The sequence below is a fragment of the Ensifer sp. WSM1721 genome (assembly GCF_000513895.2).
In the GTDB taxonomy this organism is placed as follows: Bacteria; Pseudomonadota; Alphaproteobacteria; order Rhizobiales; family Rhizobiaceae; genus Sinorhizobium.
Genome location: NZ_CP165782.1, coordinates 1045401 through 1060410, shown reverse-complemented (window position 1 = coordinate 1060410; position 15010 = coordinate 1045401). Strand labels below are relative to the sequence as shown.

At 61.3% G+C, this 15010-nt stretch carries 11 protein-coding genes; 4 read left to right on the top strand and 7 right to left on the bottom strand.

Features of this window, described 5'->3' with window-relative positions; genetic code table 11:
• The first annotated feature begins 23 nt into the window (after nt 1–23).
• Nucleotides 24–1316, top strand: a complete 1293-nt coding sequence (locus tag M728_RS05125) for a DNA polymerase IV (RefSeq protein WP_026619331.1) — start codon at nt 24–26, stop codon at nt 1314–1316.
• A gap of 166 nt (nt 1317–1482) precedes the next feature.
• Complete coding sequence (locus M728_RS05120; RefSeq protein WP_026619330.1) at nt 1483–2709, top strand: L,D-transpeptidase family protein; 1227 nt, start codon at nt 1483–1485, stop codon at nt 2707–2709.
• A gap of 74 nt (nt 2710–2783) precedes the next feature.
• Here M728_RS05120 and dnaE read toward each other — a convergent pair whose 3' ends face one another.
• Nucleotides 2784–6281, bottom strand: a complete 3498-nt coding sequence (gene dnaE, locus M728_RS05115) for a DNA polymerase III subunit alpha (protein WP_026619329.1) — start codon at nt 6279–6281, stop codon at nt 2784–2786.
• 537 nt (nt 6282–6818) lie between these two features.
• Between dnaE and M728_RS05110 the strand changes: the two genes are divergently transcribed.
• Nucleotides 6819–7385, top strand: coding sequence for a hypothetical protein (locus M728_RS05110; RefSeq protein WP_026619328.1), 567 nt, complete (start codon nt 6819–6821; stop codon nt 7383–7385).
• Between the two features lie 83 nt (nt 7386–7468).
• Nucleotides 7469–7936, top strand: a complete 468-nt coding sequence (locus M728_RS05105) for a DUF5680 domain-containing protein (RefSeq protein WP_026619327.1) — start codon at nt 7469–7471, stop codon at nt 7934–7936.
• Nucleotides 7937–8013: 77 nt separating this feature from the next.
• On the opposite strand, the gene M728_RS05100 is transcribed toward M728_RS05105, so the two are convergent.
• From M728_RS05100 to M728_RS05075, 6 genes are all read right to left on the bottom strand, one after another.
• Complete coding sequence (locus M728_RS05100; protein WP_026619326.1) at nt 8014–8700, bottom strand: ABC transporter ATP-binding protein; 687 nt, start codon at nt 8698–8700, stop codon at nt 8014–8016.
• A 16-nt stretch (nt 8701–8716) separates the two neighbouring features.
• Nucleotides 8717–10027, bottom strand: a complete 1311-nt coding sequence (locus tag M728_RS05095) for a lipoprotein-releasing ABC transporter permease subunit (RefSeq protein ID WP_026619325.1) — start codon at nt 10025–10027, stop codon at nt 8717–8719.
• Nucleotides 10028–10044: 17 nt separating this feature from the next.
• A complete protein-coding gene (gene proS / locus M728_RS05090; protein WP_026619324.1) occupies nt 10045–11373 on the bottom strand; it encodes a proline--tRNA ligase in 1329 nt (442 codons plus the stop codon).
• Between the two features lie 860 nt (nt 11374–12233).
• A complete protein-coding gene (locus M728_RS05085) occupies nt 12234–12503 on the bottom strand; it encodes a DUF1467 family protein (RefSeq protein ID WP_026619323.1) in 270 nt (89 codons plus the stop codon).
• A 181-nt stretch (nt 12504–12684) separates the two neighbouring features.
• Nucleotides 12685–13089 carry a methylmalonyl-CoA epimerase gene (mce, locus tag M728_RS05080; protein ID WP_026619322.1) on the bottom strand — a complete coding sequence of 135 codons (405 nt, stop codon included), beginning with the start codon at nt 13087–13089 and terminating at the stop codon, nt 12685–12687.
• Nucleotides 13090–13340: 251 nt separating this feature from the next.
• Nucleotides 13341–15008, bottom strand: a complete 1668-nt coding sequence (locus M728_RS05075) for a ribonuclease J (RefSeq protein ID WP_026619321.1) — start codon at nt 15006–15008, stop codon at nt 13341–13343.
• Nucleotides 15009–15010: the final 2 nt, after the last annotated feature.

The window sequence follows — 15010 nt, the reverse complement described above, 5'->3', positions numbered from 1 at the left end:
CGCGTTCAACATTTGTTCCCAACATGTCCGAGAGCGCTCGATCGATCCCCGGCTTCTGCCGCGATTGCCTGAAGGAACAGACCGCCCCGGCGCGACGGTGCCTGGCCTGCGGCAGCCCGCGACTGCTCAACCATTCCGAACTCTATCAGTTGACCTTGGCACATATCGATTGCGATGCCTTTTACGCCTCGATCGAGAAGCGTGACAATCCGGAGCTCGCCGACAAGCCGGTGATCATCGGCGGCGGCAAACGGGGCGTCGTCTCAACCGCCTGCTACGTCGCCCGCATCCGCGGCGTGCGCTCCGCAATGCCGATGTTCAAGGCCCTCGAGGCCTGCCCGGAGGCGGTCGTGATCAAGCCGGACATGGAGAAATACGTCGGTGTCGGGCGCGAGGTCCGGGCCATGATGCTGGAGCTGACGCCGCTCGTGCAACCACTCTCCATAGACGAGGCCTTTCTCGACCTGAGCGGCACCGAGCGGCTTCACAACGACCCGCCCGCCCGAACGTTGGCCCGGTTCGCCAAGCGCGTGGAGAACGAGATCGGCATCACCGTTTCCGTCGGGCTTTCCTATTGCAAATTCCTCGCCAAGGTCGCCTCCGACCTGCAAAAGCCACGGGGCTTTTCCGTGATCGGCCAGGCCGAGGCGGTGGATTTCCTAAGAGACCGCCCCGTCACGCTGATCTGGGGCGTCGGCAAGGCCTTCGCTCAGACGCTCGAAAGGGACGGCATCCGCACCATCGGTCAATTGCAGACGATGGAGGAGGCCGACCTCATGCGCCGCTACGGAACAATGGGCCAGAGGCTCTATCGGCTTTCGCGAGGCCTGGACGAGCGGACCGTCGAAACCGACGGGGAGGCTAAGAGCGTCTCCTCCGAGACGACCTTCAACGACGACTTGTCGCGCCTCGAGGAACTCGTGCCACATCTCAGGCGATTGAGCGAACAGGTGGCGTTTCGGCTGCGCAAGTCCGCCCTTGCCGGGCAGACGGTCGTGCTCAAGCTCAAGACCGCGGATTTCAAACTCCGCACGCGCAATCGCCGGCTCGATAGCCCGACGTGCCTTGCCGATCGCATCTTCCGCACTGGTCTGCAGCTCCTCGAAAAGGAGGCAGACGGGACGAAATACCGGCTTATCGGCATCGGCGTCAGCGACCTCTCCGATCCGACTCTTGCCGATCCGCCGGATCTGGTCGATCCGCTGGCAACGAGGCGCGCCGCCGCGGAAGAGGCGATCAACAAGCTGCGGGACAAATTCGGGAGAGCGAGCGTCGAGACGGGCTATACCTTCGGCCGCCGGCGACGCGATCAATAATTGGTGCCCCCCTGCCCCGTCAGGCTCCGCTCCCGCATGTGGTGCAATTTCTTAAATATTGAACGATAGCCTCGTCCGACAGCCCGGGCGCATGCGCCGGAGCGAAAGCGCGAGCCTATGCGCCGCCTACAGGCGCAGCGCTTCACTGTTCGAACGAGGGTAAGTATTGCGTTTCACTCTCAGGATCGCGTTTGCGGCTCTTGCAATGTCGTCGCCGTCCGCGCTTGCGGCCGGCAGCAAGGCTCCACTGCAGATCGTCGTCTCGATAGAGCAGCAGTCCCTCGTCGTCTACGACGGCGACACAGTCGTCGCCACGTCAAAAGTCTCCACCGGCAAGCCCGGCCACCCGACGCCGACGGGCATCTTCTCGATCCTGGAGAAGCGCCGCCATCACAGATCCAACATCTATTCGAATGCACCTATGCCGTTCATGCAGCGGCTCACCTGGTCCGGCATCGCGCTGCACGGCTCGAACCACGTGCCGGACTACCCGGCCTCGCATGGCTGCGTGCGACTGCCGAGCAAGTTCGCCGCAGCGCTCTACAAGATGACCGGCTACGGCATGCATGTGGTCATATCGGATAGCCAGACCACACCGGTCGCGGTGTCGAGCGCCACGCTGTTCCAGCCGAACCAGTCGCGCCCGCGCGGGCCGGCCTTGTCGGACGTGCCACTGCGCCCCGCGATCGGCGAGTTCAACGAGAACGCCGTCGAAGTTGCCATGACGGACAAACATCCCTCGCCCGTCGCATCCGACCAGCAGAAGGCGCCGATTCGTATCCTGATCACCCGGCGCGGCGTGCAAGAGACCGTACGTGATCTCCAGACGCTTCTGAACATGCTCGGCTACGATGCCGGCCCGCCGGACGGCTTCATCGGCCCCGCCACGCTTGCCGCAATCCAGGCGTTCCAAAAGGCTGAAGGATTGCCGGCGGACGGCAAGATGACGCAGGGGCTGATCGAAGCGGCCTTTCGCAAGGCCGGCCGCGGCATGCCGCCGAACGGCATCCTACGCGTGCGCCGGCAATTTCAGCCGCTGTTCGAGGCAGACGTAACCATTGCAGAACCCGCGAAGGCGCTTGGAACGCATTTGTTGCAGTTCCAGGACCTGGACCCCAAGAGCAGACAGGGCAAATGGTTCGGCATCTCCCTTGAAAACCACCTTCCGAAGGCCACGAAGAAACGGCTCGGCATCACGGCCGAGACCGACCTGCCGCCATTCGACGCAGTCGAGCGCACGGTGGGGCGTATCACAGTGCCCGAGGAAGTGCGCGAGCGCATAGCGGGCCTTCTCGTGAACGGCTCGTCGCTTTCGATCACCGACACCGATTCAGGGCTGGAAACCGGCGAAGGAACGGATTTCATCACCATCACGAGAACGCCGCATAGCTGAGGCGTCCGCCACTGCGGTCATTCGAGTCGGTCACGGTGCAAACGCTGAGGACTTCGGTCCGAAACGACCACCGCCTAAACAAGCTCGACGTCGACCACGCCGGGTGCGGAGCGAAGGGCGGCGGCGATTTCCGGCGAAATGCGGTATTTCTCGCTGAGCTCGACTTCGATCTCCCGCTGCCCATGATCCTTGATGATGATGAAGGAAACGAGCCCATCGCCTTTGGTATTCAGATGCGAGGCGATTGAACGCAAGGGGCCGGAGTCGCGCACATAGACGCGCAGCGCCTTCTGCATTTGCAGCGATTCCTCTTCGAGAGACCGCAACGTCCGGATACGAAGGCCGATGCCTTCCGGCCGCTCCTCCGCATCCACGGTCATCACCAGCGATTTGCCCGGCTCCAGCAGATCGCGATACTGGTTCAACATCTCGGAAAAGAGCACTGCTTCGAACTGGCCGGACGCGTCGGAAAAGGCGACGATGCCCATCTTGTTGCCGGTGCGGGTCTTGCGCTCCTGCTTCGATGTCACCGTTCCGGCGAGCCGGCCTGCCGTCGCCCCCTGCTTCACGGCTGCAGAGAAATCCGCGAATGTCTGCACGCGCATCTTATCGAGCAGCTTGTTGTAAGTATCTAGCGGGTGGGCGGAAAGATAGAAGCCGAGGACCTGGAACTCGCGGTGCAGCTTCTCCGAAGCCAGCCACGGCGTATAGGGCGGCAGCGCGATCTTTTCGGGGCCGGTCGCGGCACCGGCGCCGAACATGTCGCTCTGGCCGCTCAGCTTGTTTTCCTGCGCGCGCTGCGCGAAACCAAGAACACGGTCGAGTCCGCCGATAAGCTCCGCCCGGTCGTAGCCGAAGCAGTCGAAGGCGCCGGCGGCAATCAGGCTTTCGAAGACGCGCCGGTTCAGGAGCTTCGGCTCGATTCTGAGGCAGAAATCCTCGAGGCTCGCGAAGGGCCGGTCGCCACGAACCGCAACGATGTGATCGACAGCCGACTCGCCAACGCCCTTGATGGCGGCAAGCGAGTAATAGATGCGGTTGTCGCCGGTTTCGAAGTGGCGGAACGAGGTCTGCACAGAAGGTGGTATCACCTGGATCCCGAGACGCTTCGCGTCCTGGCGGAAGTCGTTGACCTTTTCCGTGTTGGACATGTCGAGCGTCATCGACGCCGCAAGGAACTCGACCGGATAGTGCGCCTTCATATAGGCGGTCTGATAGGAGACGATGGCGTAGGCGGCGGCATGCGACTTGTTGAAGCCGTAGTTGGCGAACTTCGCCAGAAGATCGAAGATCAGATCGGCCTGCGGCTTCGACACGCCGTTCTGGACGGCGCCTTCGACGAAGCGGGCGCGCTGCTTGTCCATCTCCTCCTTGATCTTCTTGCCCATGGCGCGACGCAACAGGTCGGCCTCGCCGAGCGAATAGCCCGAGAGCACTTGGGCGATCTGCATCACCTGCTCCTGGTAGACGATAACGCCTTGAGTCTCCTTGAGCAGATAGTCGATCTTCGGATGGATCGATTCGATCTCTTCCTCGCCGTGCTTGCGAGCATTGTAGACCGGGATGTTCTCCATCGGACCCGGACGATAGAGCGCCACCAGCGCGATGATGTCCTCGATGCAGTCCGGACGCATGCCGATCAGCGCCTTGCGCATGCCGGCGCTTTCAACCTGGAAGACGCCGACCGTTTCGCCGCGGGAGAGAATCTCATAGGTCTTCGCGTCGTCGAGCGGGATGCTCGCGAGATCGATCTCGATGCCGCGCTTGGCGACGAAATCGACGGCCGTCTTCAGCACCGTCAGCGTTTTCAAGCCGAGAAAGTCGAATTTTACGAGCCCGGCCTGCTCGACCCATTTCATGTTGAATTGGGTGACCGGCATGTCCGAGCGCGGATCGCGGTACATCGGCACGAGCTGCGAGAGCGGCCGGTCGCCGATCACGATGCCGGCGGCGTGCGTCGAGGCGTGGCGGTAGAGCCCCTCGATCTTCTGGGCAATATCGAGGAGGCGAGCGACGACCGGCTCCTTTTCCGCCTCCTCCTGCAGGCGCGGCTCTTCCTCGATTGCTTTCGAAAGCGGCGTCGGATTGGCCGGATTGTTCGGAACCAGCTTGCAGATCTTGTCGACCTGGCCGTAGGGCATTTCCAGCACTCGGCCGACATCGCGTAGTGCCGCACGCGCCTGCAGCGACCCGAAGGTGATGATCTGTGCTACCTGCTCGCGGCCGTATTTCTGCTGGACATAGCGGATGACCTCTTCGCGCCGGTCCTGGCAGAAGTCGATGTCAAAGTCGGGCATCGAGACGCGTTCCGGGTTGAGGAAGCGCTCGAACAGCAGTGAGAAGCGCATCGGATCGACGTCGGTGATCGTCAGCGCGTAGGCGACCAGCGATCCCGCGCCCGAGCCGCGGCCCGGGCCGACGGGGATCTCATGCTGTTTGGCCCATTTGATGAAGTCCGAAACGATCAGGAAGTAGCCCGGAAACTTCATTCGTTCGATGACGCCGAGCTCGAAAGCCAGACGCTCGCGATAATCCTCTTCCTTGTAACCGGGAGCCATGCCCAGCTTGGCGAGACGCTCCTCGAGTCCCTCCTCCGCCTGTCGGCGAAGCTCCGCCGCCTCGGCCCGCTCGGCCTCCTCGGGGTCGTCCGATACGCCGGTGAAGCGCGGCAGGATCGGCGAGCGTGTCTTCAGCATGAAGGAGCAACGCCGCGCGATCTCGACCGTATTTTCAAGTGCCTCGGGCAGGTCGGCAAAGAGGGCTGCCATCTCCTTGCGGCTCTTCAAATAGTGGTCGGGTGTCAGCCGGAAGCGGCTGTCGTCGGAAACGACGGCATTGTGGGCGACGGCCATCAACGCGTCATGGGCGTCATAGTCGGATGTAGAGGGAAAGAAGGCTTCGTTCGTCGCCACGAGCGGAACGTCGAGCCGGTAAGCAAGATCGATCATGCGATTTTCGTGACGCCGGTCGAAGTTGCCGTGCCGCTGCAGCTCGACATAGAGTCGATCGCCAAAAAGCTCGATGAATGTCTTCAGCCGCGCCTCCGCCAGCGCTGGCGAGCCCGTCTTCAGCGCCATGTCGACCGGGCCTCCGCCGGCACCGGTCAAGGCAATCAGCCCGTCGGTGCCGCCTTCAGCCAGCCAGGAGCGCTTGATCCGCGCCGCCTGATGCCCCTCGCCTTCGAGATAGGCGCGACTGACGAAATCGACGAGCCGGGTGTAGCCCGCGTCCGTCCCGGCGATCAGGACGATTGCCGGGAGCCTGGCGAATTGCTGCGCATGCCCGCGCCGCTCGCCATCCGGCTCGTCCTCCATGTCGATCGAAAGCTGGCAGCCTATGATCGGCTGCAATCCGTCGTCCGCCGCCTTCTGCGAAAATTCGAGCGCAGCGAAGAGGTTGTTGGTGTCGGCAATACCGATCGCCGGCTGATCGTCGGCAACCGCCTTGCCGATGATCTTCTTCAGTGGCAGCGCGCCTTCAAGCAGGGAGAATGCCGAATGCGCGCGCAGATGCACGAATTGCGGATCCGCCACACCCGCAGCACCCTGCCCCATGCCTTCGTCGCTCACCATCACCGCACTCCGATTCTGTCCGGTGCGCAGGATATCCCGTTTCCCGTCGTCGCTGTCCAGTCTTACGGGCTGCAGCCGGTTGCTTTTGCCGGCTCGTCGAAGCTCCGGCGCATCGCCGATCACAAGCCGAGCGCGATCACCGAAATGCTTGCAATGAACAGGGTCATCGATGCAAAGGCAGCAAGATCACGAACGAAATCAGCCATAACTTGTCTCCTTTTCGCTATTGTTCCCTTTTTGTTCCATTTTTGTTCGATAGTCAAGCAAGGGCGCATACAACACCCGCTATTCAGCGGCTATGGTTAATGCAACCATCCGGATATCGGCTTCACCACTTGTGCACGTTGGCTCTTGGAGCGCGTTCCATTCAATCGATGCAGCACGCCTTTTGTTCTCATCATACCCGCACTCGTTACTAGACATGCATCGATGGCAGCCCGGTCCGAATCGCGTCAAAACATCGAGACGCAAGATAGGGACCAGACGATCGCGTTTCCCTCCCTGGTCTCAGTGATGTCCTCTCGCAAGGAGCTACAAATGCGAGGTTGCCTGATTTCAGCCCTCTTCCTGCTGCTGCCCTCGTTCGCAGTTGCCGCCGAGGCACTGGATCCTGCCCGAATCGTCTCGGCCGCGACAGGGGATTGGAACAAGGACGGCGCGAGTGATCTGGCGCTCCTTGTCGCGCCAGCCGAGGACAAGGACAACGCCATTTACCTCTACCTCAACAGCGATGTCGGCAAACTGACGCTCAACTCGGCAATACCGGACAAGGTCTGGGGGCAATTCGAGCTTTACGGTCAGGCTCCTGCTATTAGCCCTCTGCTCAACGGCTCGATACAGATCACCTCGCACAACGACGCCGTCGGCCGCGAGCGCTGGGAGCAGAAGCTGACGATCGCTTACGGCAATGGCGACTTCGTCGTCGCCGGCTACACCTTTTCGTCCTACGACACGCTCGACCCCGAGAACACCCTGCAGTGCGACTTCAACGTGCTGAACGGCAAGGGAACGACGAACGGCAAGCCGATTGCCTCGAAGGGCGCCACCATTCTTTTGAAGGATTGGCGCGACGAAATGGGCCAGAAGGCGTGCGGCGCGGGATAGATCTACGGCGGATTTGTTCCCTATTTGTTCTTTACAACCGGACCGAGCTGCGGCATCCTCAAGAAGCAATCGAGGGACCGCGTATGATCAATATCGAGGAACTGACAGACTTCATCGTCGAGGCGAAGTCAAAGACCTATGTCGGTGACGGCGCAAAGTTGCCCGCTTCCAGGCAGGGCTCCCACGACATCGGCCATCAGCGCGGCGCGTGGCGCTATCTCGACAGCTATTTCGGCGGAAGAGACTTTGCCGGCCAAGAAGCCGTCTGGCACCATGACAAGCCGTGCTGGGCGATGAACTATTTCGGCCGCATCGTCCGTCCGGATCTGATCGACGAGCAGAGAGCCGGCACCGTGATCAGGGCCGCGCTTCAGACGATGTACCGTGAGAAGGGCCACTTCCTCGGCGGCATGGAATACCAGCATGCCTATGGTTGCTACATCGACAGCAGCCGCGGCGAAACGGAGCATTTTTCCGGACGAGAAATCATCTTCGTCGATGGCGAGGAGGCCTACGAGCTCGATTACCGCGGCGGCCTCATCATTCCCTGAGGTGCTGTTCGGGCGAAAGCCGGCCGGGCCGATTTCAAATCGGGGCCGATCTCGCGAGGGCACGACCCCGCGCGAAACTACCGCAGTTCGACGATCTTCCCGTCCTCGATCGTCACGCAGCGGTCCATCAGCGCCGCGAGCTCGTGATTGTGGGTGGCGATCAGCGCCGCGAGCCCCGACTGGCGCGCCAGCGCTTCCAGCGCCTCGAAGACATAGCCGGCGGTTTCGGGATCGAGATTGCCCGTGGGTTCGTCGGCGAGAAGGATCAACGGCGCGTTCGCCACCGCTCGGGCGATTGCCACACGCTGCTGCTCGCCGCCGGAAAGCTCGCCCGGCCGATGCGCAGCGCGATGGCCGATGCGCATGTAGTCCAAGAGCGCCTCGGCCCGCTTCGCGGCCTCGGCCTTGGGGAGCCCGGCAATCAGTTGCGGCATCATGATGTTTTCGAGTGCCGAGAATTCCGGCAAGAGATGGTGAAATTGGTAGACGAAACCGATCTCGTTGCGGCGGATCGCGGTACGCTGGTCGTCGCTGAGTCCGTTGCAGGCTACGCCATTGACTACCACGTCGCCCTCGTCCGGATGTTCGAGCAAGCCAGCGATGTGAAGCAGAGTCGACTTTCCCGTGCCGGACGGTGCGACGAGGGCAACCGTCTCGCCGCTGCGCAAGGTCAGATCGACGCCTTTGAGGATCGGCAGGAAGGTTTCGCCCTCGCCATAGTGCCGCTCTACGCCGGAAAGCTGCAGTGCCACGCGCGCATTCATTAAGCTGTTGTCCTTGTTATTCGTATCGCAGGGCCTGCACCGGATCGAGGCGCGAGGCACGCCAGGCGGGGAAGATCGTGGCAAGGAAGGAAAGTGCGAGTGCCATGACGACGACGGCGACGGTTTCGTCGGCGTTCATATCGGCCGGAAGCTGGCTCAGGAAGTAGAGTTCCGGATCGAAGAGCGTCGTCCCGGAGATCCAGGAGAAGAACTGGCGGATCGATTCGATGTTGAGGCAGACGGCAATCCCGAGGGTCACGCCCGCGATCGTTCCGGCGACGCCGATTGCCGCGCCCGTCATGAAGAAAATGCGCATCACAGAGCCGGAAGTCGCGCCCATGGTCCTAAGGATAGCTATGTCGCTGCCCTTGTCCTTGACGAGCATGATGAGCCCCGAAACGATGTTCAGGGCCGCCACAAGCACGATCAACGTCAGAATCATGAACATCACGTTGCGCTCAACCGCGAGCGCGGAGAAGAAGGTCCTGTTGCGGTCGCGCCAATCGGTGATGAAGATCTGCCGGCCGGCTGCCTCCTCGACAGGCTTGCGCAAAGCATCGATCGCATCCGGATGCTCGGCGAAAATCTCGATCGATTGCACGAGGCCTTCGGCGTTGAAATAAAGCTGCGCTTCCTCGAGCGGCATGAAGATGATCGTCGCGTCATACTCCGACATGCCCATCTCGAAGATCGCCGAGACTGTATAGGCCTTGACCCGCGGGTTCATGCCCATCGGCGTTACGTCGCCATTCGGCGAGGTAAGCGTGATTGTGCCGCCGACGCGAAGCCCCAGCTGCTCGGCCATGCGTGAGCCGATCGCCACACCGCTGCCTGAGGCGAAGCCGACGAGATCGCCGGACTGGATGTGCTCCGAGATGGATTTCAGCTTCATGAGGTCGTCCGCGCGTATGCCGCGGACGAGGGCGCCGGTGGAGGCATCGCCGAAGCCTTGGGCGAGGACTTGCCCCTCGACCAACGGGATGGCCATCGTCACGCCCGGAACCGCCGAGAATTTTGTGGCGAGATCGGCATAATCCGTGAGCGGGCCATCCAGCGGCTGAACGATCATATGGCCGTTCATGCCGAGGATGCGCGAAATGAGCTCGGTGCGGAAGCCGTTCATCACCGCCATGACGATGATCAGCGTTGCGACGCCAAGCATGATGCCAATGAAGGAGAAGCCGGCGATAACCGAGATGAACGCTTCCTTTCGCCGCGAACGCAGATAGCGCCAGGCGACCATGCGCTCGAAAGCGGAAAAAGGACGGCCGGAAGAAGTGCCGGATGATGCGGCTGCCTGCACTTGCTCTTCCGTCGCCGCAGTCATCTCGATACCTTCGCCTCTTATTTCGTCGCAATCAGCTTGTTGATCGCGGCTTCAACCGTCATCGTTTCGCGCGCGCCGGTCTTGCGGTCCTTCACCTCGACCTCGCCATTGGCAATCGAACGCGGTCCGACGATGACCTGTACCGGGACGCCGATTAAATCGGCGGTCGCGAATTTTGCGCCGGCTCGATCGTCCGTATCGTCCAAAAGCACGTCGAATCCGGCCTTGCCGAGATCGGAGTAGAGCGTGCCGCAGGCCGCGTCGCAAGCGGCATCGCCCGCTTTCATGTTGATGACGACCACATCGAAGGGCGCAATGCTCTTCGGCCAGATAATGCCGTTTTCATCGTGCGACGCCTCGATGATCGCCGGCACGAGACGGGTCGGCCCGATGCCGTAGGAACCCATATGCACCGTGTGTTCCTTGCCGTCCGGCCCAAGCACCTTGGCGCCCATGGCTTCGGAATATTTCGTGCCGAAATAGAAGATGTGACCGACCTCGATGCCGCGCGCCGACAAGCGTTCACCTTCAGGAACGGCATTGAAGGCAGCCTCGTCGTGCATTTCCGAAGTCGCCGCATAGCGCGAGGTCCACTTGTCGAAGATCGCCTTGAGGCCCGCGACATCGTCGAAATTCGTGTCCTCACCCGGAATATCGAAGCCGAGAAAATCCTTGTGGCAGAAGACTTCGGACTCGCCGGTGTCTGCGAGGATGATGAATTCGTGGCTCAGGTTTCCACCGATCGGGCCGGTATCGGCACGCATCGGAATGGCGCGCAGGCCCATGCGATCGAAGGTGCGCAGATAGGCGGCGAACATCCGGTTATAGGCATGCTCCGCCCCTTCCCGGTCGAGGTCGAAGGAGTAGGCATCCTTCATCAGGAACTCGCGCGAGCGCATGGTACCGAAGCGCGGACGGATCTCGTCGCGGAACTTCAACTGGATGTGATAGAGATTGAGGGGCAGGTCGCGATAGGACTTCACGTAAGCACGGAAGACGTCCGTGATCATCTCCTCGTTCGTCGGACCGTAAAGCATCGGCCGATCCTGCCGGTCCTTGATGCGCAGCATCTCCTTGCCATAGGCATCATAGCGCCCGCTCTCCTGCCAGAGCTCCGCCGATTGCAGCGTCGGCATCAGGAGCTCGATGGCGCCGGAGCGGTTCTGCTCTTCGCGAATGATCGCATTGACCTTGTCGAGCACGCGCTTGCCGAGCGGCAGCCAGGTATAGATGCCGGCCGACTGCTGACGGATCATGCCTGTCCTCAGCATCAGACGATGGGAAACGATCTCCGCTTCCTTCGGATTTTCCTTCAAGATGGGCATGAAATAGCGGGACAGGCGCATGGCAGGTTCCAGAACTGGTGACTCTCGCACTATCGATGGATTCGGGCGAAATGACGTTGTGCTTCGGCCGGCCTTTTCGCCCTGCGACCAGGGGAAGGCGGCTGTTACCTTGTGAAGTAGGGCTCTTGATTTTCCCGACGGCACCGCCGGCGGGAAGCCTTCGAGTTCAGCGTTCATAACTGCTTCGCGCGCGGAAGGAAACCCTGCCGCCGCTCCATAGTTCCTCAGATCATGGTCGACCTTTGAACAGGATCACGCAGCGATCGAGACTGCTCCTGGAAGCGGCATTGTAGGGCAAGAAAGCTACACGCGAGCGGATATCCGGACGGAAACGGGGGCATCGCCTGCGTCAAAAGAGCACGTTAGTAACAGGACGAAGGCGCTTCCTGTCAACGGGAAAATTTTGCCAGACTGTAGCAAAAATGCAAAAAAACCAGATGACAGGGCCTAATGTTTGAGCTAATTTCGGCTCACAAAAGAGGCAAGAAGACCAAATTCTTGTCGAAATTCGCGGTCAAGTCTTGGGAGGATAAGATCTTAGGCGCGCTCGTTCGCTGCCGCCGGAAACGGATTAAAGATCACGCGAAACTTTGAAAACAAGGCTTTGGCCTTGTTTTTTTTTGGTTTTTTTCGCTTCGCTCCACAGCGAAGCAGTTGCGCGAAGATGTCAATTCCTTGGCTGTCAAGTGGGCGTCCCCGTGACGAATGGGCCACCGCTGCGTGCGGCCTGCGGATATGATGTCGACGCCCCGCCCTGCACCTCCGGTTGCGAGCCACACAGCGGCACCCCTTAAGCAAGGGCTTTTGCTCCTTGGCACGGTTTTTGCCCCGGCGCGCAACGCGCGGTGGATCATCACGCTTCAATAAAATCTCGGCGCGAAACGGGGTATGGCGTCGATGCCGTAGCCAAGCTTCACCGAGAAGACGTACCAGCAGAGATGGATGAACGCGGCGATGACCGTCGTCAGCAGCACGACGCGCAGCGCGCGAAACCGCGCCGGAGCGCTCTCCGTGCTTCCCGGCACGACGTCGTTCTCCTCGGCCTGCGTGCGTACCCCGAAGGGCAATACGGCGAAGAGGGTGATCCACCAGATGATGAAGTAGATGGCAAAGATCGAAAACAGAGACATCCCGGGATCTCGAAGATAGTGCACGTCGGCCCGAACCGTGCAGCATTAGGTACGGCGACGCGCATAAAAGCGTTCGGATCACACCGCCTGTCGGATGTCGGCAGCCAGGCTCCAAAACGTTCCGGGTTGGCTTATAGCGCCGCGGGAGCTTCCCGGCAAACATGCGCCCCGCGCCCGACTGTCACACCTCCTCGAGTTCGATCAAGGTCCCCTGGAAGTCCTTGGGGTGGAGGAAGAGTACCGGTTTGCCATGCGCGCCGATCTTCGGATTGCCGTCGCCGAGCACGCGCGCCCCGGCCCGCTTCAACCGATCGCGCGCGGCGATGATATCCAAAACCTCGTAGCAGATGTGATGCATGCCGCCGGCCGGGTTCTTCTCCAGGAAAGCCGCAATCGGCGACGCCTCGCCGAGCGGCTCGAGCAATTCCACCTTGGTGTTGGGAAGCGTCACGAACACCACGGTCACGCCGTGCTCTGGCAACGCTTGCGGCTCTGTCACCACGGCTCCGAGCGTCGATCGATAGCTCTCGGCGGCGGACGACAGATCCGGCACGGCGATCGCCACATGGTTCACTCTTCCGAGCATCGAGCCTCCCACCCTTCAGTATCACCCTGTAGCGCTGCGGGTGCAGTCGGACGCATAGGAATCGTCGTAGCGCTTCGAACTGCTGCAGGTTCTTGGATCGATGACGATCCAAGAACCCTACTGCATGTTTCCTTAAATCGTACCCGATTTAAGGACAAAAACATGCAGCATTCAAAGTGCTACAGCGTCCTTTGTGCGTCTGAAGAGACGCACGGCGCTGTAGGCTTACACCGCTGGAAGCCGATGAAAAATCAGACTTTGGTGACAAAGACCGTCACGACCGGTTTCTTACCCCAGATCTGATTGGCCGTGCTCCGCACCGCGCGGCGAACCGCTTCCTGCAGCATCGCCAGATCCTTCCGCTTCGCCCGCGGGATGCTCTCCACCGCGCCCAGCACCGCATCGTAGAGCGTGTCGTCCATCGCCTCGCCCTCGTCGTCATATTCGGGAAGGCCGATCGGAACGACATCTGGGTCGCCCAGGAAATCATAGCGGTTGTCGAGCACGACATTGACGGCGACGTGGCCGGCAAAGGAGAGCTTGCGACGCTCGCCGATCCCCATCTCGTCGAAATCGCCGATCAGAGTCCCGTCCTTGTAAATGCGACCATGCGGCGCCTCGTCCACGACCTCAGCGGGGCCTGGCGCAAGCCGCAGAATTTGGCCGTTGCGCAGCTTCGGCACATTGCCGATGCCCGACTGCAGCGCAAGCTCGGCATGCGCCGTCAGATGCGCCGCCTCGCCGTGCACCGGCACGACGATCTCAGGCTTCAGCCATTGATACATCTGCTGCAGTTCGTTGCGACGCGGATGGCCGGAGACATGCACCAACGCATCGCTGTCGGTGATGATGTGGATGCCCTGCTCGATCAAGCCGTTTTTGATGTCGTTGATCGCCTTTTCGTTGCCGGGAATGGTGCGCGACGAGAAGACGATCGTGTCGCCGGCTGAGAACGCGACATTGCGCATCTCGTCGCGGGCGATCTTGGCAAGCGCCGCGCGCGGCTCCCCCTGACTGCCCGTCAGGATGACGACGACCTTATCGCGCGGAATGTAGCCGAACTCGTCCTCAGCCAGGAACGGCCTCAGCCCCTCCATGATGCCGATGTCCTTCGCGACATCGACGACGCGCTTCATCGAACTGCCGAGCAGCAGCACATCGCGGCCAGCAGCCTCCGCCGCTTCCGCGACCGACCGGATGCGTCCGACGTTTGAGGAGAAGGTGGTGATGCCGACCCGTCCCTCGGCGTTCGCGATGATCTTCGCCAGACTTTCCGAAACCTCCCGTTCGGACGGCGATACACCGTCGCGTAGCGCATTGGTCGAATCGCAGACGAGCGCCAGCACGCCTTCTTCGCCAATCTGGCGGAAGCGCCCCTCGTTGGTCATCGGTCCCAAGGAAGGCTCGAGGTCGATCTTCCAGTCGCCCGTATGCACGACAGTGCCAAGCGGAGTGCGGATGATCAGCGACATCGGCTCCGGGATCGAATGATTGACGCCGACGGCCTCGATGCTGAAGGGGCCGATGTTGATGCGATCGCCCGCCTTGAAGATCGTGATCGGGATCTCGCCGCGGCTCTTCTCGAAGTCGCGCTTGGCTTCCAGCATTCCGGCGGTGAAGGGCGAAGCATAGACGGGAACGTTCAGGCCGGGCCACAGATCGTTGAGCGCACCATAATGGTCCTCATGCGCGTGCGTGATGATGATCGCCTTCAGATTGCGCCGTTCCTCCGCCAGGAAGCCGATATCGGGCAGCACCAATTCGACGCCCGGCAGCTCCGGCCCGGGAAAGGTCACGCCGCAATCGACCATGATCCATTGGCGGTTGCCCGGCTTGCCATAGCCGTAAAGGCCGAGGTTCATGCCGATTTCGCCGACGCCGCCGAGCGGCAAGAACACCAATTCTTCGTCCTGCGCCATTT

Bases quoted from the DNA above. Each gene is read 5' to 3' on its own strand.
- mce (WP_026619322.1), bottom strand. From the start codon at position 13,089: ATGCTCGGAAGAGTGAACCATGTGGCGATCGCCGTGCCGGATCTGTCG.
- M728_RS05125 (WP_026619331.1), top strand. From the start codon at position 24: ATGTCCGAGAGCGCTCGATCGATCCCCGGCTTCTGCCGCGATTGCCTG.
- proS (WP_026619324.1), bottom strand. From the start codon at position 11,373: ATGCGCCTGTCCCGCTATTTCATGCCCATCTTGAAGGAAAATCCGAAG.
- M728_RS05100 (WP_026619326.1), bottom strand. From the start codon at position 8,700: ATGAATGCGCGCGTGGCACTGCAGCTTTCCGGCGTAGAGCGGCACTAT.
- M728_RS05095 (WP_026619325.1), bottom strand. From the start codon at position 10,027: ATGACTGCGGCGACGGAAGAGCAAGTGCAGGCAGCCGCATCATCCGGC.
- M728_RS05105 (WP_026619327.1), top strand. From the start codon at position 7,469: ATGATCAATATCGAGGAACTGACAGACTTCATCGTCGAGGCGAAGTCA.
- M728_RS05110 (WP_026619328.1), top strand. From the start codon at position 6,819: ATGCGAGGTTGCCTGATTTCAGCCCTCTTCCTGCTGCTGCCCTCGTTC.
- dnaE (WP_026619329.1), bottom strand. From the start codon at position 6,281: ATGGTGAGCGACGAAGGCATGGGGCAGGGTGCTGCGGGTGTGGCGGAT.
- M728_RS05085 (WP_026619323.1), bottom strand. From the start codon at position 12,503: ATGTCTCTGTTTTCGATCTTTGCCATCTACTTCATCATCTGGTGGATC.
- M728_RS05075 (WP_026619321.1), bottom strand. From the start codon at position 15,008: ATGGCGCAGGACGAAGAATTGGTGTTCTTGCCGCTCGGCGGCGTCGGC.